The sequence below is a fragment of the Halobacillus halophilus DSM 2266 genome (assembly GCF_000284515.1).
In the GTDB taxonomy this organism is placed as follows: Bacteria; Bacillota; Bacilli; order Bacillales; family Halobacillaceae; genus Halobacillus; species Halobacillus halophilus.
The window spans coordinates 96,774-119,044 of the sequence record NC_017668.1 but is presented as its reverse complement, the minus strand read 5'-3'; the positions used below and the strand labels follow the sequence as shown (position 1 = coordinate 119,044).

The window sequence follows — 22,271 nt, the reverse complement described above, 5'->3', positions numbered from 1 at the left end:
TGTTAGTCTCTATTTGTTTATACCGTTTTTAAAGGGCTTTTTCAAGTGATTTCGGTTTAGCAAAGATCATTCGTCCGGCAGATGTCTGAAGGACGCTGGTAACGACCACTTCAATTGTCTTTCCAATGTAGCTTTTTCCTTCTTCTACTACGATCATCGTGCCATCATCTAAATACGCTACACCCTGATTTTGCTCCTTGCCATCTTTGATCACCTGTATACTCATTTCTTCACCAGGAAGTACTACTGGTTTCACTGCATTGGCAAGGTCGTTAATATTCAATACTTGGACATTTTGAAATTCACATACTTTATTTAAATTAAAGTCATTCGTAACAACAATCCCATTCATAACCTTAGCCAGTTTAACCAGTTTACTATCCACTTCCTGAATATCCTCAAAATCTCCCTCATAGATCTCCACATTGACTGGGAGGTCTTTCTGAAGACGGTTCAAAATATCAAGTCCGCGTCGACCGCGGTTCCTTTTCAATCCATCAGAAGAATCTGCAATATGCTGTAATTCTTCCAGGACGAACTGAGGAATCACTATCGTGCCCTCAAGGAAATGGGTCTCACAAATATCTGCAATACGTCCATCAATAATTACGCTCGTATCCAGAATTTTTTCTTTTGGAATTAATGAACTGTCTACTCCCGCAGGCGCAGGAGATGAAGAAGTTCCTTCATCGGCTTTTTCTTTTTTCGAAACCATATTGAGGAACTCGTCCTTCCGTTTGAATCCCACCTGGAAACCGAAGTAACCCAGTAAAAAGGTCAAGAAAATCGGCACCACCTGATTAACCACTTGAATTTGAATATCTTGCACCGGGATGTTGATTAGATAGGCAACGATCAGACCAACAATTAACCCAAGGCTGCCGAATAAAAGATCGGCGACAGGCGCCCGGACCAAGGTGTCCTCAATCCATCTAAGAAAATCTACAATATAATCCACGATCCAAAATGTTAATAAAAATAAAATAAGTGCTCCAAGTACGGCCCCTAAAACTGCTTGCATCCAATTCTGCCAAGTGAGTCCCATGGCTGTTAACAATTCCGGAAAATAGAGGTAACCGATCGTTCCACCGGTTATGACAATAAACAACTGTACAATTCGTTTAAGCACTTGTATCCACCTCCTCACTCACAGTATGACCAAACCTCACACCTAATAACCGTGTAATACGAGGAATGATGCTTTATAAAATAGCATAGTTTCCAAAAAAAGTCAATCTCCGAAACGATTTATCATACCATATTCATAGTAAATAAGTCAATAGAATCATATATGACGATCTACAAATAGCTGCTCTTGGATCCGTTCTAAACCATCCCGAATTTTCGTCGCCCTTATCTCTCCTACACCATCTACACCTACCAGATCCTTTTGAGAAGCCTGAATCATATCGTCCAGGGTTCCAAACCTTTCTACTAAATGCTCAATAATTAAAGGCGGAAGACGGGGAATACGGCTTAAAATCCTATAACCTCTAGGGTGAAGCGGATCTGACATCTTCGTATTAGGAGAATACCCTAACAGCTTGAGCACCTGTTCATCTGACAACAACTCCGGATTTGTTACTTCCTGCATTTTTCTTAAAATATAATATGGTTCGTAGTCTGGACGCTTACTGTAATCTTTCAAGAGTAAAGCTGCCTCTTCTTCAATATTTGATACCAGTTCTGTCATCTGCAGTTGAATTAAACGTCCTTCTGTTCCGAGTTCATTCACATAGTTGAGTATTTCTGTTTTCGTTCGAAGTACCATTTCCACCCGGTGGACCACTTGAATGACTTCAGAAAAGGAAACCATGTTTTCAAATTCCATTGCACCGAGGTTGGTTATGGACTGATCCAGTACATTTTTGTATTTCTCCAACGTCTGAATTGCCTGATTAGCTTTTGTTAATATTACGCCAATGTCCTTCAAGGAATACCGCAAAGATCCTTTATACAGAGTGATAACATTTCTCCGCTGTGATATGGCAATAACTAAGGATCCTGTCTGCTTCGCTACACGCTCAGCCGTACGATGGCGCATCCCAGTTTCTGTAGAGAGAATATCCGGGTCGGGCATCAGCTGCGCATTCGCATAAAGGATCTTGGTAGCTTCATCGTTTAGAATTAGGGCTCCGTCCATTTTAGCCAGCTCATATAAGTGTGCAGGTGTGAAGTCAGATTGAATATTAAATCCGCCATCCACCAAATCCCGAATGACTTCATCATAACCAAGGACGATCAATCCTCCTGTATTAGCTCGCAGCACATTATCGATACCATCACGGAGCGGCGTGCCTGGAGCCACAAGCTTCAAAATTTCTCCAATTCCATTCTCTTTCATATCATGCCATTCCATTTATGCGTCCCCCAATGTAACCTTCATAGCTTCCTGTACCGTACTTACCCCTACCACTTCGATCGAAGAAGAAGGCTTCCATCCATCCAGGTTTTTCTTAGGAATAATCACACGCTTGAACCCTAACTTTGCGGCTTCCTGCACACGCTGTTCAATACGAGCGACACGGCGAACCTCTCCTGTCAGGCCGACTTCTCCAACCACTACATCTTCAGCCTTAGAAACTTGATCTCTAAAACTCGAAGCAATGCTTAAAGCAACCGCCAAATCAATCGCAGGCTCATCCAGCTTCACTCCCCCTGCTACTTTCACATAAGCATCCTGGTTTTGTAAGAGGAGACCGGCCCGCTTCTCTAAAACGGCCATGAGTAATGGAACACGGTTGTTATCAAGCCCTGTAGCCATTCTTCTTGGATTTCCGTAGGCAGTAGGAGATATTAGAGACTGTATTTCTACGAGTACAGGACGTGTACCTTCCATAGATGCAACTACAACGGAACCTGCCGCTCCTTGAGACCTTTCTTCCAGGAAAATTTCAGATGGGTTTAATACTTCCACTAAACCTTGTTCTTTCATTTCGAAAATGCCCATCTCATGTGTACTACCAAAACGGTTTTTTACACTTCTGAGTATGCGGAACGTATGGTGTCTTTCCCCTTCAAAATATAAAACGGCGTCCACCATATGCTCGAGGAGTCTTGGTCCCGCTATCGAACCTTCCTTAGTAACATGCCCTACAATAAAAATTGGAATACCTTTATTTTTGGCTATTCTCATTAATTGACTTGTACATTCTCTAACCTGAGATACGCTTCCTGGAGCAGATGTAACATCTTCCTTGAAAATGGTCTGAATGGAATCAATTACGACAAACTCTGGTTCTATTGCTTCAATCTGGTTGATTACATCCTGCAGATTTGTTTCAGATAATACATAGAGTTCATCTGAGGTTATATTTAACCGCTCGGCTCTTAACTTAGTTTGTCTTGAAGATTCTTCACCTGAGATATAAAGAACAGGCTTATCTTTATTGGCAATCTGAGCCGATACCTGAAGCAATAATGTTGATTTACCTATCCCCGGATCTCCGCCAATTAAAACCAGGGAGCCGGCTACTATTCCTCCGCCAAGTACACGGTTAAACTCTGGCATATCCGTCGGGAGACGCGGTTCCTTTTCGGATTTTATGGAATTGATTTTTTCTGGTTTCGTTTTTGAGGAAGTGGAACTAGTTTGAAACACATGGCGGGAATTTGTACTTGGAGCGCTCACTTCTTCAACGAGCGTATTCCATTGTTGACACCCTGGACATTTGCCCATCCATTTCGCCGTTTCGTAACCACATTCCTGGCAAACAAACTTTGTCTTTCTTTTTGCCAAGATTACTCGCCCCTTCCCTTCTAGTTTATACGATTATGATTGTGAAAAAGTTTCACAGTCATATCAATTAGATTAATTTCCTCTTACTAAAAGCATATAGGAATAAGAAAAAAACCGGAAGGCAAACGCCTTCCGATTTTTAAATTTAGCACTTAATAGCTATGATTTATTTAGTTTGTCGATTCCTGTTCCGTATAAACGACGAATTCATTATTGTCATTCAAGTCAATTTTCACGGATTGACCTTTAGCAATATTCTCTTTTAGCAACTCTTCAGATAGAAGATCTTCAACGTTTTTCTGAATAGAGCGGCGCAGCGGGCGTGCTCCGTATTCAGGGTCGAATCCTGTTTCTGCAATATGCTCAATAGCTTTATCAGATAAGGTGAAGTTGATTTCCTGCTCCTGCAGACGTTTTCTCAACTCTTCTGCCATCAAAGTTACAATGTCTTTCATGTGTTTTCTTTCTAGTGAATGGAAGACTATAGTTTCATCAATACGGTTTAGGAATTCTGGACGGAACGCTTTCTTCAGTTCATCCGTTACTTTAGATTTCATGTCTTTATAGCTCTGATTCGAGTCATCCATGCTGAAGCCAACGTATTTATTACTTTTCAGCTCCTGTGCACCTACGTTTGAGGTCATAATCAGAACGGTGTTACGGAAGTCCACCACGCGTCCTTTAGAATCGGTTAAACGACCATCTTCCAACACTTGAAGCAGAATGTTAAATACTTCAGGGTGTGCTTTTTCTACTTCGTCTAAGAGTACAACAGAGTACGGTTTGTTACGGACTTTTTCAGTCAGTTGACCGCCCTCTTCGTATCCTACATAACCAGGAGGTGAACCTACCAATCGGGAGGTGCTGTGTTTTTCCATATACTCAGACATGTCAATACGGATCATAGCGTCCTCTTCACCAAACATGCTTTCTGCCAGCGCACGAGCCAATTCAGTTTTACCTACTCCGGTTGGTCCTAGGAAAATGAAGGAACCAATTGGGCGTTTCGGATCTTTTAGACCTGCCCTTGCACGACGAATAGCTTTAGATATTGATTTAACAGCTTCGTCCTGGCCAATAACACGGTTATGAAGCGTGTCTTCCAGTTGAAGAAGACGTTCACTTTCATCTTTCGTCATTTTGGATACAGGAACTCCAGTCCAAGTGGATACGACAGAGGCAATATCTTCTACCGTAACTTCTGAATCCTCTTGCCCTTGTTTTTCTTTCCATTCATCTTTCGTTTCTTCCAGTTCATCGCGTAAACGCTGTTCACTGTCTCTCAGAGAAGCCGCTTTTTCAAATTCCTGGCTTTGAACAGCTGCATCTTTTTCCTTACGAACTTCTTCAAGCTTTTGTTCAAGTTCTTTTAGGTTCGGCGGAGCTGTATAAGAACGCAGACGAACTTTTGATGCTGCTTCATCAATTAGATCGATCGCTTTGTCTGGAAGGAAACGATCTGTAATATAACGGTCTGAAAAACGAACAGCAGACTCAATAGAGTCATCCGGTATAGTTACTCTGTGGTGTGCTTCATAACGATCCCGCAGACCTTGAAGGATTTGCACTGATTCATCCAAGGTTGGTTCATCTACTTGGATAGGCTGGAAACGACGTTCAAGTGCAGCATCTTTTTCAATATACTTACGATATTCATCAATAGTAGTTGCACCGATACATTGTAGTTCTCCACGGGCAAGTGACGGCTTCAGAATGTTGGAAGCGTCAATGGCGCCTTCTGCACCACCTGCACCAATTAAGGTATGCAGCTCATCAATAAATAGAATGATATTACCGGCCTGGCGAATTTCTTCCATCACTTTTTTCAAGCGGTCTTCGAATTCACCACGGTATTTTGTGCCCGCAACAACGGTTCCCATATCAAGGGTCATTACCCGTTTATCACGAAGAATCTCAGGTATTTCATTATTTATAATCTGCTGGGCAAGACCTTCTGCGATGGCTGTTTTACCTACACCAGGTTCACCTACAAGTACCGGATTATTTTTGGTACGACGGCTGAGAACCTGAATGACTCGTTCAATCTCTTTGCCTCTTCCAATAACGGGATCAATATTGCCTTCTTTAGCAATTGTCGTTAAGTCTCGAGCCAGCGAGTCAAGGGTTGGTGTATTCGCACTGGCTGCCTGGCCTCCAGAGCCGCCTCCTCGACGATTTTGACCGCCGGTGGACTCATTATTGCCAAGGAGCTGCAACACTTGCTGACGTGCTTTATTCAGACTGACACCAAGGTTATTAAGCACCCGGGCAGCTACCCCTTCTCCTTCACGGATTAAGCCGAGAAGAATGTGTTCTGTTCCTACATATGAATGACCAAGTTTACGTGCTTCATCCATGGATAATTCGATAACTTTCTTGGCGCGGGGAGTATAGTGAATGGTTTGGGAAACCTTCTCACCTTTTCCAATCAGTTTTTCTACTTCCTGCTGAATTTTTGAAGCTTCCAGACCTAATGCGGTTAATGATTTAGCCGCTATTCCTTCTCCTTCACTTACTAAACCAAGCAGAATATGCTCTGTGCCGATGTTATTGTGTCCTAAACGAACAGCTTCTTCTTGTGCTAGTGCAAGTACTTTCTGAGCTCTTTCTGTAAAACGCCCAAACATCATGGACATTCCCTCCTAACATTTATTCTTCATTTTCTAATTGAAGTCGTTCTCTAATTAGTGAAGCTCTGCGTACATCACGCTCATCTGGATTTAGAGAGGCTTTAGCATATTGTTGCAAAAACCCGGGCTGAGTTAAAATCATCAGCTCATTTAAAATAGTTCTTGGGATATCGTCAATTAGTTTAAGATCAATTCCAAGCCTCAAATCAGATAAACACTTGGCAGCCTCTTTAGACTCTATGATACGGCTGTGCTTTAAAACACCGTAAGAGCGAAATATACGATCCTCCAGTTGAACTCCTGATCGGCTTATTAACGCCTCACGGGCTCGTCTTTCCTGATCAATTAATTGTTTTACTACACTATGCAGATCCTCTACAATGTCCTGCTCTGATTTTCCAAGCGTAATCTGGTTGGAAATCTGATAGATGCTTCCAAGAGCTTCGCTTCCTTCACCATATATTCCTCTAACAACAAGTCCAAGCTGGTTAATTGCCGGGGTCATACGATTAATTTGCTGGGTCATGGATAAGGCAGGAAGGTGCATCATCACGGAAGCCCTCATGCCCGTGCCCACATTAGTTGGACAGGCTGTTAAATAACCTCTTTTTTCGTCAAAAGCATAGTTGATTTTTTCTTCAAGCCAATCATCCAGCTGGGAGGCCTGTTCGAGAGCTCTATCCAATTGAAAACCAGGAAAATACAACTGCAATCGTATATGGTCTTCCTCGTTAATCATAATGGAAACCTGCTCATTTTCTGATATCAAAGCAGCTGAATGCTTAGGTTTCTCCGCCAAATGTGGACTAATGAGATGCTTTTCAACCAGCACCCTTTTTTCCACAGGCTCAAGATCATTCATTTGGACAACCTCAAAGCCTTTGTAATCGCGGAAGGATTGACCTTTATATTCCTCTTTGAAGAAATCCAGAACTTTTTCCAAAGTCTCATCAGAAGCGATCAACGGGAATGGAGAACTGGAAAAATTTCGAGCCAGTCGAATGCGGCTGCTTAATACAATATCGCTGTCAGGCCCATCCTGCTTCATCCAGGGACTAAGAGCCTCATTCATAAATTGCTGCAATGACATTATTGCTCACCATCCTCCCCCTCATGAATTCGGCTTTCCAAAGTTCGGATCTTATCTCTAACTTTCGCTGCTTCCTCGAATTCTTCCTGCTCAATTAATTGTCGAAGATTAGATTTGTGTTCATCCAGCTCTCTTTTTAAATGCAGATGACCGCCTTCACGCTTTGGAATCTTACCGTCATGAGTAGTGTTTCCGCTGTGAACCCTTCTCAAAACAGGGTTCAAGCGTTCGTCAAATGTTTCATAACAATTCCCGCACCCAAACTTCCCAATTCGCGCAAATTCCTGATAAGTCATTCCGCAGGTAGGGCATTGCAGCTGAGGAGTTTGCTGCTGGGTGTGGGCTTGTTTTCCTTTAAAAGTAGACGGACTTTCAGAATGGAATAGTCCTGACAAAAGGTTACTGAGAGAAAAATTTTCCTCTCCGTAACTCATATAACCTTTATCTTTAGCACAATGTTCACAAACGTGAACTTCTGTTTTTTGACCATTTATTACCTGAGTTAAATGCACCGTAGCTTTCCTTTGGTGACACTCCTGGCATTCCATAACGCTCTCTCCCTTCCAATTCAGCTTTTATACTTTAGAGTGAAGAGCATAGCCGTCATCATTCGAGAACGGACTTCATCACGCAGAGGAAGAGGGAACGTGAGGACTTCACGGTCAATAATGCTTCCCATAAGTTTTGCTTCCCTCTCTGTAATAATTCCACTCTCTAATAACCTCTCAATCACATCCGTAGCTGCTGTTTGAGAAACGAGGGGATTAATCATGTCAACAATCTCTTCAATCATATCCGATTCCTTGCGATGCTGGATACGGCTAATACGAATATATCCGCCACCGCCACGCTTACTTTCTACTATATAACCTTTTTCCACAGTAAATCGAGTTTTAATCACATAATTAATCTGAGAAGGCACACATTGAAATTGATCAGCTATTTCACTGCGCTTAATTTCAATTGTCTTTTGCTGGTTCTTATTCAGAACCTCTTTCAAATATTCCTCTATTACATCAGAGATATTCCTCATTTTCCCTCCTCCTCTTTTGACTTTGACTATCTTTGACTTTAATTTTATTATACTCAATTTTGTGAGTTACGCAACTAAAATGTTTGGATTACATACACATTCATGATTCCCTAATTTCTTTTCTGCTAAAACAAAAAACCATGCCGAATTTTGGCATGGTTTTAGAATTTATGATTAATCTGAAGGACTTCCTCGTTACGGGAAAGCTGTTCGATTAATTCAGTACGGTTGTATTTTTGGCCTTTATCTATTTCAATAATCAGTTTGTTATGGTCTTGCTCTTGTTTCTTAATATTAATTCCTTTAATCCTCAGTTCTTTTTCATCAAATATCGCAGTAATCGATTGCAATTTAACATCAGGTCTTACCTTTAGTTGAAAGATATATGGTTTCTTCTTATTAAAATTCTCTTTTTCAATTTTATTTAATAGAACTAAACTTAATAATACGATAATAGTAGTTAAGATGGCGATATCATGCATACCGGCGCCGACCACTAATCCTATCCCTGCTACTGTCCATATCGAAGCAGCAGTAGTAAGGCCTCTAATAGTTAGGCCGTTGACGATAATTGTTCCTGCACCTAAGAACCCAATACCACTTATCACATAGGAAGGTATACGCGCTGGATCAAATCGTACATTTTCAAATTCATCCACGTAAGATTCAAAACCGTATAAGGAGAGCAGCATCATTAAACAGGAGCCTACACCGACTAAAATATGAGTCCTAAATCCTGCGGAATGATTCTTTAACTCCCTTTCGAACCCAATCAGCCCAGCTAATAGCAAGGCAATTACGATTCTTGTAGTAAATGTAAGAAAATCATCGTCAAAAAAACTGCTCCATTCCATAAACGGTCCTCCTCTTCATTAACTTTTAAATACAGAAAAAACCAGAAGTACAAACTTCTGGTTTTATATTAACGTGGCGGCGTCCTACTCTCACGGGGATCGACCCGACTACCATCGGCGCTGAAGAGCTTAACTTCTGTGTTCGGCATGGGAACAGGTGTGACCTCTTCGCCTTCACCACCACATCATATACAGTTTGAGGTAAACCCTCAAAACTGGATAAGGCAATCATTCAACCATCGGACGAGCGAACGTCTCTTCCGACTTCTTTTTTAAAGGATAGATAAGTCATCGATCCATTAGTATCCGTCAGCTCCACGTGTCACCACGCTTCCACCTCGGACCTATCAACCTCATCGTCTCTGAGGGATCTTACTTACTTGGCGTAAGGGGAAATCTCATCTCAAGGGGGGCTTCATGCTTAGATGCTTTCAGCACTTATCCCGACCACACGTAGCTACCCAGCGATGCTCCTGGCGGAACAACTGGTACACCAGCGGTGTGTCCATCCCGGTCCTCTCGTACTAAGGACAGCTCCTTTCAAATTTCCAACGCCCACGACGGATAGGGACCGAACTGTCTCACGACGTTCTGAACCCAGCTCGCGTACCGCTTTAATGGGCGAACAGCCCAACCCTTGGGACCGACTACAGCCCCAGGATGCGATGAGCCGACATCGAGGTGCCAAACCTCCCCGTCGATGTGGACTCTTGGGGGAGATAAGCCTGTTATCCCCGGGGTAGCTTTTATCCGTTGAGCGACGGCCCTTCCATGCGGTACCGCCGGATCACTAAGCCCGACTTTCGTCCCTGCTCGACTTGTAGGTCTCGCAGTCAAGCTCCCTTGTGCCTTTACACTCTGCGAATGATTTCCAACCATTCTGAGGGAACCTTTGGGCGCCTCCGTTACTTTTTAGGAGGCGACCGCCCCAGTCAAACTGCCCACCTGACACTGTCTCCGGACCGGATAACGGTCCTGGGTTAGAATGTCCGTACAGCCAGGGTAGTATCCCACCAGCGCCTCCACCGAAGCTAGCGCTCCGGCTTCTAAGGCTCCTACCTATCCTGTACAAGCTGTACCAACATTCAATATCAGGCTACAGTAAAGCTCCACGGGGTCTTTCCGTCCTGTCGCGGGTAATGTGCATCTTCACACATCGTATAATTTCACCGGGTCTCTCGTTGAGACAGTGCCCAAGTCGTTGCACCTTTCGTGCGGGTCGGAACTTACCCGACAAGGAATTTCGCTACCTTAGGACCGTTATAGTTACGGCCGCCGTTTACTGGGGCTTCGGTTCAACGCTTCGCCTTACGGCTAACGCATCCCCTTAACCTTCCAGCACCGGGCAGGTGTCAGCCCCTATACTTCGCCTTACGGCTTCGCAGAGACCTGTGTTTTTGGTAAACAGTCGCTTGGGCCTTTTCACTGCGGCTCCTCGGCAGAGGAGCACCCCTTCTCCCGAAGTTACGGGGTCATTTTGCCGAGTTCCTTAACGAGAGTTCTCCCGCTCACCTTAGGATCCTCTCCTCGCCTACCTGTGTTGGTTTGCGGTACGGGCACCTCTTTCCTCACTAGAGGATTTTCTTGGCAGTGTGAACTCAGGAGCTTCGGTACTTTAGTTCCCTCCCCATCACAGCTTGACGTTGCCGGACGGATTTGCCTATCCGACTGTCTCACTGCTTGGACGCGCTCATCCAATGGCGCGCTCTCCTTATCCTCCTGCGTCCCCCCGTCGTTCAAACGGAAAGGAGGTGGTACAGGAATATCAACCTGTTGTCCATCGCCTACGCCTTTCGGCCTCGGCTTAGGTCCCGACTAACCCTGAGAGGACGAGCCTTCCTCAGGAACCCTTAGGCTTTCGGTGAAAGAGATTCTCACTCTTTTTTCGCTACTCATACCGGCATTCTCACTTCTAAGCGCTCCACCAGTCCTTACGGTCTGACTTCACGGCCCTTAGAACGCTCTCCTACCACTGATCGTAAGATCAATCCGCAGCTTCGGTGGTGTGTTTAGCCCCGATATATTTTCGGCGCAGAGTCACTCGACCAGTGAGCTATTACGCACTCTTTGAATGATGGCTGCTTCTAAGCCAACATCCTGGTTGTCTAAGCAACTCCACATCCTTTTCCACTTAACACACACTTTGGGACCTTAGCTGGCGGTCTGGGCTGTTTCCCTTTCGACCATGAACCTTATCACCCACGGTCTGACTCCCAGAACAAAGTCTATGGCATTCGGAGTTTGACTGAATTCGGTAACCCGATAGGGGCCCCTCGTCCAATCAGTGCTCTACCTCCATGACTTTCTATTCTGAGGCTAGCCCTAAAGCTATTTCGGAGAGAACCAGCTATCTCCGTGTTCGATTGGCATTTCACCCCTACCCACACCTCATCCCCGTAATTTTCAACTTACGTGGGTTCGGACCTCCAGTCAGTGTTACCTGACCTTCATCCTGGACATGGGTAGATCACACGGTTTCGGGTCTACGACCGCATACTCACGCGCCCTATTCAGACTCGCTTTCGCTGCGGCTCCGCTTCTTATGCTTAACCTCGCATACGGTCGTAACTCGCCGGTTCATTCTACAAGAGGCACGCCGTCACCCATTAACGGGCTCCGACTACTTGTAGGCACACGGTTTCAGGTTCTCTTTCACTCCCCTTCCGGGGTGCTTTTCACCTTTCCCTCACGGTACTGGTTCACTATCGGTTACTAGGGAGTATTTAGCCTTGGGAGATGGTCCTCCCGGATTCCGACGGAATTCCTCGTGTTCCGCCGTACTCAGGATCCACTCCGGAGGAAGAAAGGTTTCGACTACAGGGCTGTTACCTGCTCTGGCTGACCGTTCCAGGCCGATTCATCTACCTTCCTTCTTGATAACTCCAATGGAGTGTCCTACAACCCCAGAAAGCAAGCTTTCTGGTTTGGGCTGTTTCCGTTTCGCTCGCCGCTACTTGGGAAATCGCATTTGCTTTCTCTTCCTCCGGGTACTGAGATGTTTCAGTTCCCCGGGTGTGCCGTCCGATACCTATGTATTCAGTATTGGATGCTGTCCCATTACGAACAGCGGGTTTCCCCATTCGGAAATCTCCGGGTCACAGCCTACTTACGGCTCGCCGGAGCATATCGGTGTTAGTCCCGTCCTTCATCGGCTCCTAGTACCAAGGCATCCACCGTGCGCCCTTATTCACTTAACTATCGTCGTGAAAAGACGTTGTTTCGTTCGATGTTTCTGTTGAATGTCTTGTCATCACTAGCGTCTAAAACGCTATTGATTCCTTATCCAGTTTTCAAGGTTCACAGTTGAAAGATGCTTTGATCTCTCAAAACTGAACAACCAACCAGGTACGTCTTCCGTCCGGTCCAGCTTCCACGACCATCGGTCGTTTCCGCCTTTCCGGTTTCCTTAGAAAGGAGGTGATCCAGCCGCACCTTCCGATACGGCTACCTTGTTACGACTTCACCCCAATCATTGGCCCCACCTTCGGCGGCTGGCTCCATAAAGGTTACCTCACCGACTTCGGGTGTTGCCAACTCTCGTGGTGTGACGGGCGGTGTGTACAAGGCCCGGGAACGTATTCACCGCGGCATGCTGATCCGCGATTACTAGCGATTCCGGCTTCATGCAGGCGAGTTGCAGCCTGCAATCCGAACTGAGAATGGTTTTATGGGATTTGCTACACCTCGCGGCTTCGCTGCCCTTTGTACCATCCATTGTAGCACGTGTGTAGCCCAGGTCATAAGGGGCATGATGATTTGACGTCATCCCCGCCTTCCTCCGGTTTGTCACCGGCAGTCACCTTAGAGTGCCCAACTGAATGCTGGCAACTAAGATTAGGGGTTGCGCTCGTTGCGGGACTTAACCCAACATCTCACGACACGAGCTGACGACAACCATGCACCACCTGTCACTTGGTCCCCGAAGGGAAGACCCTATCTCTAGGGTGGTCCAAGGATGTCAAGACCTGGTAAGGTTCTTCGCGTTGCTTCGAATTAAACCACATGCTCCACCGCTTGTGCGGGCCCCCGTCAATTCCTTTGAGTTTCAGCCTTGCGGCCGTACTCCCCAGGCGGAGTGCTTAATGCGTTAACTTCAGCACTAAGGGGTGGAAGCCCCCTAACACCTAGCACTCATCGTTTACGGCGTGGACTACCAGGGTATCTAATCCTGTTTGCTACCCACGCTTTCGCACCTCAGCGTCAGAAACAGACCAGAGAGTCGCCTTCGCCACTGGTGTTCCTCCACATATCTACGCATTTCACCGCTACACGTGGAATTCCACTCTCCTCTTCTGTCCTCAAGTTCCCCAGTTTCCAATGACCCTCCACGGTTGAGCCGTGGGCTTTCACATCAGACTTAAGAAACCGCCTGCGCGCGCTTTACGCCCAATAATTCCGGACAACGCTTGCCCCCTACGTATTACCGCGGCTGCTGGCACGTAGTTAGCCGGGGCTTCCTCGTTAGGTACCGTCAAGGTACCGCTCTATTCGTACGGTACTTGTTCTTCCCTAACAACAGAACTTTACGATCCGAAGACCTTCATCGTTCACGCGGCGTTGCTCCGTCAGACTTTCGTCCATTGCGGAAGATTCCCTACTGCTGCCTCCCGTAGGAGTCTGGGCCGTGTCTCAGTCCCAGTGTGGCCGATCACCCTCTCAGGTCGGCTACGCATCGTCGCCTTGGTGAGCTATTACCTCACCAACTAGCTAATGCGCCGCGGGCCCATCTGTAAGTGATAGCGAGAAGCCATCTTTTAACCTTCCTTCAGGTGAAGGTAGGTGTTATCCGGCATTAGCCCCGGTTTCCCGGGGTTATTCCGGTCTTACAGGCAGGTTGCCCACGTGTTACTCACCCGTCCGCCGCTCGTTCCACAAGCTTCACCCCCGAAGGGGATCCGCTTGCTTCCCGCGCTCGACTTGCATGTATTAGGCACGCCGCCAGCGTTCGTCCTGAGCCAGGATCAAACTCTCCATAAAAGTTGAGATTGATTAGCTCTTTGCACACCGAATGTGCTTGTTTTAATTCCTTCTTTATTGAAAGAATATCTTGACGTACTGGTTGGTTCGTTCAGTTTTCAAAGATCAAAATAAATATTGGTGGAGCCTAGCGGGATCGAACCGCTGACCTCCTGCGTGCAAAGCAGGCGCTCTCCCAGCTGAGCTAAGGCCCCTTATTAGGAAATGGTCGGGAAGACAGGATTCGAACCTGCGACCCCTTGGTCCCAAACCAAGTGCTCTACCAAGCTGAGCTACTTCCCGTATAATGGCGCGCCCGAGAGGAGTCGAACCCCTAACCTTCTGATCCGTAGTCAGACGCTCTATCCAATTGAGCTACGGGCGCATATGAGTATGGTGCCGAGGGCCGGACTCGAACCGGCACGGTGGGTGACCCACCGCAGGATTTTAAGTCCTGTGCGTCTGCCAATTCCGCCACCCCGGCTTGACATGTTTTTCATATGGACTATCATGTTGTTCAATTATAAGTATATTAAAGTAACTATTGGAGCGGAAGACGGGATTCGAACCCGCGACCCCCACCTTGGCAAGGTGGTGTTCTACCACTGAACTACTTCCGCGATAAGTGCGGGTGGAGGGACTTGAACCCCCACGCCGTGAAGCACTAGATCCTAAATCTAGCGTGTCTGCCAATTCCACCACACCCGCAGGCAAATGGTGAGCCATGAAGGATTCGAACCTTCGACCCTCTGATTAAAAGTCAGATGCTCTACCAACTGAGCTAATGGCTCATAACAAAATAAATCTATGTTATTTTCAAATCAAACATCTCATGGTGCCGGCCAGAGGACTTGAACCCCCAACCTACTGATTACAAATCAGTTGCTCTGCCAGTTGAGCTAGGCCGGCAACTAAAAAATGGTGGAGGATGCAGGGCTCGAACCTGCGACCCCTTGCTTGTAAGGCAAGTGCTCTCCCAGCTGAGCTAATCCTCCGGATTATATAAAGTTTGGCGGCGTCCTACTCTCACGGGGATCGACCCGACTACCATCGGCGCTGAAGAGCTTAACTTCTGTGTTCGGCATGGGAACAGGTGTGACCTCTTCGCCTTCACCACCAAACCTTATTTCTTTTTTCAAGGACAAGATATATTATATTGTCCTGAGAGAAAAAATTCAAGGGTAAATTACAAGTTTTTTTGTAAACCCTCAAAACTGGATAAGGCAATCATTCAACCATCGGACGAGCGAACGTCTCTTCCGACTTCTTTTTTAAAGGATAGATAAGTCATCGATCCATTAGTATCCGTCAGCTCCACGTGTCACCACGCTTCCACCTCGGACCTATCAACCTCATCGTCTCTGAGGGATCTTACTTACTTGGCGTAAGGGGAAATCTCATCTCAAGGGGGGCTTCATGCTTAGATGCTTTCAGCACTTATCCCGACCACACGTAGCTACCCAGCGATGCTCCTGGCGGAACAACTGGTACACCAGCGGTGTGTCCATCCCGGTCCTCTCGTACTAAGGACAGCTCCTTTCAAATTTCCAACGCCCACGACGGATAGGGACCGAACTGTCTCACGACGTTCTGAACCCAGCTCGCGTACCGCTTTAATGGGCGAACAGCCCAACCCTTGGGACCGACTACAGCCCCAGGATGCGATGAGCCGACATCGAGGTGCCAAACCTCCCCGTCGATGTGGACTCTTGGGGGAGATAAGCCTGTTATCCCCGGGGTAGCTTTTATCCGTTGAGCGACGGCCCTTCCATGCGGTACCGCCGGATCACTAAGCCCGACTTTCGTCCCTGCTCGACTTGTAGGTCTCGCAGTCAAGCTCCCTTGTGCCTTTACACTCTGCGAATGATTTCCAACCATTCTGAGGGAACCTTTGGGCGCCTCCGTTACTTTTTAGGAGGCGACCGCCCCAGTCAAACTGCCCACCTGACACTGTCTCCGGACCGGATAACGGTCCTGGGTTAGAATGTCCGTACAGCCAGGGTAGTATCCCACCAGCGCCTCCACCGAAGCTAGCGCTCCGGCTTCTAAGGCTCCTACCTATCCTGTACAAGCTGTACCAACATTCAATATCAGGCTACAGTAAAGCTCCACGGGGTCTTTCCGTCCTGTCGCGGGTAATGTGCATCTTCACACATCGTATAATTTCACCGGGTCTCTCGTTGAGACAGTGCCCAAGTCGTTGCACCTTTCGTGCGGGTCGGAACTTACCCGACAAGGAATTTCGCTACCTTAGGACCGTTATAGTTACGGCCGCCGTTTACTGGGGCTTCGGTTCAACGCTTCGCCTTACGGCTAACGCATCCCCTTAACCTTCCAGCACCGGGCAGGTGTCAGCCCCTATACTTCGCCTTACGGCTTCGCAGAGACCTGTGTTTTTGGTAAACAGTCGCTTGGGCCTTTTCACTGCGGCTCCTCGGCAGAGGAGCACCCCTTCTCCCGAAGTTACGGGGTCATTTTGCCGAGTTCCTTAACGAGAGTTCTCCCGCTCACCTTAGGATCCTCTCCTCGCCTACCTGTGTTGGTTTGCGGTACGGGCACCTCTTTCCTCACTAGAGGATTTTCTTGGCAGTGTGAACTCAGGAGCTTCGGTACTTTAGTTCCCTCCCCATCACAGCTTGACGTTGCCGGACGGATTTGCCTATCCGACCGTCTCACTGCTTGGACGCGCTCATCCAATGGCGCGCTCTCCTTATCCTCCTGCGTCCCCCCGTCGTTCAAACGGAAAGGAGGTGGTACAGGAATATCAACCTGTTGTCCATCGCCTACGCCTTTCGGCCTCGGCTTAGGTCCCGACTAACCCTGAGAGGACGAGCCTTCCTCAGGAACCCTTAGGCTTTCGGTGAAAGAGATTCTCACTCTTTTTTCGCTACTCATACCGGCATTCTCACTTCTAAGCGCTCCACCAGTCCTTACGGTCTGACTTCACGGCCCTTAGAACGCTCTCCTACCACTGATCGTAAGATCAATCCGCAGCTTCGGTGGTGTGTTTAGCCCCGATATATTTTCGGCGCAGAGTCACTCGACCAGTGAGCTATTACGCACTCTTTGAATGATGGCTGCTTCTAAGCCAACATCCTGGTTGTCTAAGCAACTCCACATCCTTTTCCACTTAACACACACTTTGGGACCTTAGCTGGCGGTCTGGGCTGTTTCCCTTTCGACCATGAACCTTATCACCCACGGTCTGACTCCCAGAACAAAGTCTATGGCATTCGGAGTTTGACTGAATTCGGTAACCCGATAGGGGCCCCTCGTCCAATCAGTGCTCTACCTCCATGACTTTCTATTCTGAGGCTAGCCCTAAAGCTATTTCGGAGAGAACCAGCTATCTCCGTGTTCGATTGGCATTTCACCCCTACCCACACCTCATCCCCGTAATTTTCAACTTACGTGGGTTCGGACCTCCAGTCAGTGTTACCTGACCTTCATCCTGGACATGGGTAGATCACACGGTTTCGGGTCTACGACCGCATACTCACGCGCCCTATTCAGACTCGCTTTCGCTGCGGCTCCGCTTCTTATGCTTAACCTTGCATACGGTCGTAACTCGCCGGTTCATTCTACAAGAGGCACGCCGTCACCCATTAACGGGCTCCGACTACTTGTAGGCACACGGTTTCAGGTTCTCTTTCACTCCCCTTCCGGGGTGCTTTTCACCTTTCCCTCACGGTACTGGTTCACTATCGGTTACTAGGGAGTATTTAGCCTTGGGAGATGGTCCTCCCGGATTCCGACGGAATTCCTCGTGTTCCGCCGTACTCAGGATCCACTCCGGAGGAAGAAAGGTTTCGACTACAGGGCTGTTACCTGCTCTGGCTGACCGTTCCAGGCCGATTCATCTACCTTCCTTCTTGATAACTCCAATGGAGTGTCCTACAACCCCAGAAAGCAAGCTTTCTGGTTTGGGCTGTTTCCGTTTCGCTCGCCGCTACTTGGGAAATCGCATTTGCTTTCTCTTCCTCCGGGTACTGAGATGTTTCAGTTCCCCGGGTGTGCCGTCCGATACCTATGTATTCAGTATTGGATGCTGTCCCATTACGAACAGCGGGTTTCCCCATTCGGAAATCTCCGGGTCAAAGCCTACTTACGGCTCGCCGGAGCATATCGGTGTTAGTCCCGTCCTTCATCGGCTCCTAGTACCAAGGCATCCACCGTGCGCCCTTATTCACTTAACTATCGTCGTGAAAAGACGTTGTTTCGTTCGATGTTTCTGTTGAATGTCTTGTCATCACTAGCGTCTAAAACGCTATTGATTCCTTATCCAGTTTTCAAGGTTCACAGTTGAAAGATGCTTTGATCTCTCAAAACTGAACAACCAACCAGGTACGTCTTCCGTCCGGTCCAGCTTCCACGACCATCGGTCGTTTCCGCCTTTCCGGTTTCCTTAGAAAGGAGGTGATCCAGCCGCACCTTCCGATACGGCTACCTTGTTACGACTTCACCCCAATCATTGGCCCCACCTTCGGCGGCTGGCTCCATAAAGGTTACCTCACCGACTTCGGGTGTTGCCAACTCTCGTGGTGTGACGGGCGGTGTGTACAAGGCCCGGGAACGTATTCACCGCGGCATGCTGATCCGCGATTACTAGCGATTCCGGCTTCATGCAGGCGAGTTGCAGCCTGCAATCCGAACTGAGAATGGTTTTATGGGATTTGCTACACCTCGCGGCTTCGCTGCCCTTTGTACCATCCATTGTAGCACGTGTGTAGCCCAGGTCATAAGGGGCATGATGATTTGACGTCATCCCCGCCTTCCTCCGGTTTGTCACCGGCAGTCACCTTAGAGTGCCCAACTGAATGCTGGCAACTAAGATTAGGGGTTGCGCTCGTTGCGGGACTTAACCCAACATCTCACGACACGAGCTGACGACAACCATGCACCACCTGTCACTTGGTCCCCGAAGGGAAGACCCTATCTCTAGGGTGGTCCAAGGATGTCAAGACCTGGTAAGGTTCTTCGCGTTGCTTCGAATTAAACCACATGCTCCACCGCTTGTGCGGGCCCCCGTCAATTCCTTTGAGTTTCAGCCTTGCGGCCGTACTCCCCAGGCGGAGTGCTTAATGCGTTAACTTCAGCACTAAGGGGTGGAAGCCCCCTAACACCTAGCACTCATCGTTTACGGCGTGGACTACCAGGGTATCTAATCCTGTTTGCTACCCACGCTTTCGCACCTCAGCGTCAGAAACAGACCAGAGAGTCGCCTTCGCCACTGGTGTTCCTCCACATATCTACGCATTTCACCGCTACACGTGGAATTCCACTCTCCTCTTCTGTCCTCAAGTTCCCCAGTTTCCAATGACCCTCCACGGTTGAGCCGTGGGCTTTCACATCAGACTTAAGAAACCGCCTGCGCGCGCTTTACGCCCAATAATTCCGGACAACGCTTGCCCCCTACGTATTACCGCGGCTGCTGGCACGTAGTTAGCCGGGGCTTCCTCGTTAGGTACCGTCAAGGTACCGCTCTATTCGTACGGTACTTGTTCTTCCCTAACAACAGAACTTTACGATCCGAAGACCTTCATCGTTCACGCGGCGTTGCTCCGTCAGACTTTCGTCCATTGCGGAAGATTCCCTACTGCTGCCTCCCGTAGGAGTCTGGGCCGTGTCTCAGTCCCAGTGTGGCCGATCACCCTCTCAGGTCGGCTACGCATCGTCGCCTTGGTGAGCTATTACCTCACCAACTAGCTAATGCGCCGCGGGCCCATCTGTAAGTGATAGCGAGAAGCCATCTTTTAACCTTCCTTCAGGTGAAGGTAGGTGTTATCCGGCATTAGCCCCGGTTTCCCGGGGTTATTCCGGTCTTACAGGCAGGTTGCCCACGTGTTACTCACCCGTCCGCCGCTCGTTCCACAAGCTTCACCCCCGAAGGGGATCCGATTGCTTCCCGCGCTCGACTTGCATGTATTAGGCACGCCGCCAGCGTTCGTCCTGAGCCAGGATCAAACTCTCCATAAAAGTTGAGATTGATTAGCTCTTTGCACACCGAATGTGCTTGTTTTAATTCCTTCTTTATTGAAAGAATATCTTGACGTACTGGTTGGTTCGTTCAGTTTTCAAAGATCAAAAGTTTTCGTTTGCCGCTTCAAAACAGCGACTTAATAATCATATCATTGTGACTCGTTTAAGTCAACAACTTTTTTAAATGATTTTTTTGCTTGCCGTTGCCGGCTTGCCGCTCTGTCTTAATGCGACAAGTAATAATATACCACGCTGAAATAATGTTGGCAACACCTTTTTGCATATTTTTTTCTAATCATCTTTCCATTGAATCAAATAAACCCCCCGGAGCCTGTCAGCCGGGGGGTTATAAAGTCATTTATTCCTTTTTAAGATTCTCGATTTCTCATCTGAGGGAAAAGCAGTACATCTCTAATGGAAGGAGAATCTGTTAAAAGCATAACCAGACGATCAATTCCGATTCCTAAACCGCCTGTTGGCGGGAGTCCGTATTCTAATGACTCTAAGAAATCTTCATCCATCATGTGAGCTTCATCATTTCCTTCTTCCCGCTCTTTCAGTTGAGCTTCGAACCGCTCTCTTTGATCAATTGGATCATTAAGCTCGGAGAATGCATTGGCATGCTCCCGCCCTACGATGAACAATTCGAAACGATCTGTAAACCTCGGGTCTTCCGGATTCTTCTTGGCAAGTGGTGAGATTTCAATAGGATGCCCGTAGATAAATGTAGGCTGAATCAGTTTATCTTCAACATATTGCTCGAAAAATTCGTTAACGATATGACCAAAAGTCATGGAGTCCTGAATTTCGACATTATGCTCCTTAGCTAATTCTTTCGCCTGGTCATCACTCATATCCTCAAAGAAATCAACGCCTGTATATTCTTTAATGGCATCGACCATATGCAAGCGTGTCCACTCTGGTTCTAAATTAATTTCCTGCTCGTTATACGTAACTTTCGCAGAACCAAGGACCTCTTTTGCAATGTGGGCCACCATGTTTTCCGTCAGACTCATGACATCATGGTAGTCAGCATATGCTTCATACAGTTCAAGCATCGTGAACTCTGGATTATGTCGTGTAGAGACTCCTTCGTTACGGAAAACGCGTCCTATTTCATATACTTTTTCCATACCGCCCACGATCAAACGTTTCAGATGGAGTTCAATGGCAATCCTCATATAAAGCTGCATGTCCAGCGCATTGTGGTGAGTAACAAATGGACGTGCGGATGCTCCGCCTGGGATCCCGTGCATTAATGGAGTTTCTACTTCTAAGAAGCCCAGACCATCCAGGTACCGGCGCATGGATTGTATAATCTTACTCCGGGTGATAAACGTGTCACGGCTTCCAGGGTTAGTAATTAAATCTAAGTAGCGCTGACGATATCTTTGTTCTACGTCCTGCAAACCGTGAAACTTTTCCGGAAGAGGACGAAGAGCTTTGGTAAGCAAGTGAAACTCGTCCGCTTTAACGGAAAGTTCCCCTACTTTTGTCTTAAACATAACTCCGGTTACCCCTATGATGTCACCAAGGTCAGCTGTGTTAAAAACTTCGTAAGCTTCCTCTCCGATTCGATCTTTACGAATGTAAAGCTGAATTTGTCCACTTACGTCCTGAATATGGGTGAATCCCGCTTTTCCTTTTCCACGCTTAGTCATAATTCGACCAGCAATGGTTGCAGGAAATTGTTTTTCTTCAAGCTCCTCTTTATTATACTGGTCGTATTTCTCGATGAGATCTTCCGCCAGATGAGTACGTTCGAACTTGTCGCCAAATGGATCGAGCCCCTGTTCCCGGTAAGTATTCAGTTTATCTCTGCGCACCCGCATTTGTTCATTGAGTTCTTCCGACATTCTAATCACTCCATTCCCTTATCTATTGTAAAAGTAAGCCGCTTCAATAATAAAAACTGCCAGCTTCGGACTGGCAGTATTCTAACTATGATTTAGTATAGAAAAGACGTCGAATTGTGTCAACGCCGACGATA

The 22,271-nt window shown here is 47.3% G+C and carries 9 protein-coding genes, 9 tRNA genes and 6 rRNA genes; all 24 read right to left on the bottom strand.

The annotated features are described in order from the left end of the window. Nucleotides 1–28: 28 nt before the first annotated feature. Complete coding sequence (locus HBHAL_RS00615; protein ID WP_014641396.1) at nucleotides 29–1,129, bottom strand: PIN/TRAM domain-containing protein; 1,101 nt, start codon at nucleotides 1,127–1,129, stop codon at nucleotides 29–31. A gap of 156 nt (nucleotides 1,130–1,285) precedes the next feature. Then, complete coding sequence (gene disA / locus HBHAL_RS00610; protein WP_014641395.1) at nucleotides 1,286–2,359, bottom strand: DNA integrity scanning diadenylate cyclase DisA; 1,074 nt, start codon at nucleotides 2,357–2,359, stop codon at nucleotides 1,286–1,288. Then, a complete protein-coding gene (gene radA / locus HBHAL_RS00605) occupies nucleotides 2,360–3,739 on the bottom strand; it encodes a DNA repair protein RadA (protein ID WP_014641394.1) in 1,380 nt (459 codons plus the stop codon). It abuts the gene before it with no gap. Nucleotides 3,740–3,909: 170 nt separating this feature from the next. Next, on the bottom strand, nucleotides 3,910–6,369 hold the full coding sequence (clpC, locus tag HBHAL_RS00600; RefSeq protein WP_014641393.1) for an ATP-dependent protease ATP-binding subunit ClpC: 2,460 nt from the start codon (nucleotides 6,367–6,369) through the stop codon (nucleotides 3,910–3,912). A 19-nt stretch (nucleotides 6,370–6,388) separates the two neighbouring features. Continuing rightward, nucleotides 6,389–7,459 carry a protein arginine kinase gene (locus HBHAL_RS00595; RefSeq protein ID WP_014641392.1) on the bottom strand — a complete coding sequence of 357 codons (1,071 nt, stop codon included), beginning with the start codon at nucleotides 7,457–7,459 and terminating at the stop codon, nucleotides 6,389–6,391. Continuing rightward, entirely contained in the window at nucleotides 7,459–7,854 is a 396-nt protein-coding gene (locus HBHAL_RS00590; protein ID WP_317615980.1) for a UvrB/UvrC motif-containing protein, read from the bottom strand. The genes HBHAL_RS00595 and HBHAL_RS00590 overlap by 1 nt, the downstream gene beginning before the upstream one ends. A 173-nt stretch (nucleotides 7,855–8,027) precedes the next feature. Then, on the bottom strand, nucleotides 8,028–8,492 hold the full coding sequence (locus HBHAL_RS00585; RefSeq protein WP_014641390.1) for a CtsR family transcriptional regulator: 465 nt from the start codon (nucleotides 8,490–8,492) through the stop codon (nucleotides 8,028–8,030). 161 nt (nucleotides 8,493–8,653) lie between these two features. Further along, the gene (locus HBHAL_RS00580) at nucleotides 8,654–9,346 is read right to left on the bottom strand and encodes an MgtC/SapB family protein (RefSeq protein ID WP_014641389.1); all 693 of its coding nucleotides are present in this window, start codon (nucleotides 9,344–9,346) and stop codon (nucleotides 8,654–8,656) included. 71 nt (nucleotides 9,347–9,417) lie between these two features. After that, a 5S ribosomal RNA gene (gene rrf, locus HBHAL_RS00575) occupies nucleotides 9,418–9,531 on the bottom strand. Nucleotides 9,532–9,625: 94 nt separating this feature from the next. Continuing rightward, nucleotides 9,626–12,543: ribosomal RNA gene (locus HBHAL_RS00570) — 23S ribosomal RNA — on the bottom strand. A 213-nt stretch (nucleotides 12,544–12,756) separates the two neighbouring features. Next, nucleotides 12,757–14,323, bottom strand: a 16S ribosomal RNA gene (locus tag HBHAL_RS00565). Between the two features lie 118 nt (nucleotides 14,324–14,441). Further along, nucleotides 14,442–14,517, bottom strand: a tRNA-Ala gene (locus tag HBHAL_RS00560). A gap of 11 nt (nucleotides 14,518–14,528) precedes the next feature. Then, a tRNA-Pro gene (locus HBHAL_RS00555) sits at nucleotides 14,529–14,605 on the bottom strand. Nucleotides 14,606–14,610: 5 nt separating this feature from the next. After that, nucleotides 14,611–14,687: transfer RNA gene (locus tag HBHAL_RS00550), tRNA-Arg, on the bottom strand. Nucleotides 14,688–14,696: 9 nt separating this feature from the next. Continuing rightward, nucleotides 14,697–14,786, bottom strand: a tRNA-Leu gene (locus HBHAL_RS00545). Between the two features lie 61 nt (nucleotides 14,787–14,847). Next, a tRNA-Gly gene (locus HBHAL_RS00540) sits at nucleotides 14,848–14,922 on the bottom strand. A gap of 6 nt (nucleotides 14,923–14,928) precedes the next feature. Beyond that, a tRNA-Leu gene (locus HBHAL_RS00535) sits at nucleotides 14,929–15,010 on the bottom strand. A 7-nt stretch (nucleotides 15,011–15,017) separates the two neighbouring features. Continuing rightward, nucleotides 15,018–15,093: transfer RNA gene (locus HBHAL_RS00530), tRNA-Lys, on the bottom strand. Nucleotides 15,094–15,135: 42 nt separating this feature from the next. Continuing rightward, nucleotides 15,136–15,211: transfer RNA gene (locus HBHAL_RS00525), tRNA-Thr, on the bottom strand. 10 nt (nucleotides 15,212–15,221) lie between these two features. Beyond that, nucleotides 15,222–15,297 (bottom strand) — tRNA-Val (locus tag HBHAL_RS00520). A 12-nt stretch (nucleotides 15,298–15,309) separates the two neighbouring features. After that, nucleotides 15,310–15,423 (bottom strand): 5S ribosomal RNA (gene rrf / locus HBHAL_RS00515). 157 nt (nucleotides 15,424–15,580) lie between these two features. After that, a 23S ribosomal RNA gene (locus HBHAL_RS00510) occupies nucleotides 15,581–18,498 on the bottom strand. Nucleotides 18,499–18,711: 213 nt separating this feature from the next. Continuing rightward, nucleotides 18,712–20,278, bottom strand: a 16S ribosomal RNA gene (locus HBHAL_RS00505). The 16S, 23S and 5S rRNA genes sit together here with 9 tRNA genes alongside, the layout of an rRNA operon. A gap of 371 nt (nucleotides 20,279–20,649) precedes the next feature. Further along, nucleotides 20,650–22,137 (bottom strand): lysine--tRNA ligase, encoded by a 1,488-nt coding sequence (gene lysS / locus HBHAL_RS00500; RefSeq protein ID WP_041601131.1) that lies wholly within the window; start codon nucleotides 22,135–22,137, stop codon nucleotides 20,650–20,652. Between the last annotated feature and the right edge of the window lie 134 nt (nucleotides 22,138–22,271).